Source organism: Vibrio sp. S9_S30 (assembly GCF_014694455.1).
Taxonomy (GTDB): domain Bacteria; phylum Pseudomonadota; class Gammaproteobacteria; order Enterobacterales; family Vibrionaceae; genus Vibrio.
This window is the reverse complement of sequence record NZ_JAAUWT010000163.1, coordinates 1-358: the sequence shown is the minus strand read 5'-3', so window position 1 is coordinate 358 and position 358 is coordinate 1. Positions and strand designations below refer to the sequence as shown.

Annotated in this window: 1 pseudogene; it reads left to right on the top strand. The window is 43.3% G+C overall.

Features of this window, described 5'->3' with window-relative positions:
• Positions 1–358, top strand: a pseudogene (locus tag HC752_RS24475) (alpha-amylase family glycosyl hydrolase); the annotation flags it as partial.

Here is a 358-nt window from a genome sequence, read left to right as displayed (position 1 = left end):
ACTTAAGCTTTCCCAAGTATTCTGTATTGATGTTTGTGCCTACGCCATTATGAGCAACCACTACCATGTTGTTCTTCATATCAATGTTGAACGTGAAAAAGCCCTTTCTGACCAAGAGATTTGCGACTGATGGTTAAGTTTTCACACGCCGCCTACGTTGATTCAAAAATGGCTGAAACAAGATACCCTCTCAGAAGCAGAAGAAGTCAAAATCCGTGAGATTATTGATACGTGGCGAGAGCGCTTAACCAGCATCAGTTGGTTTATGCGCTTGCTGAATCAATTTATTGCCGCTCAAGCCAACAAAGAAGACGGCTGTACTGGGCATTTTTGGGAAGGGCGATTCAAAAGCCAAGCT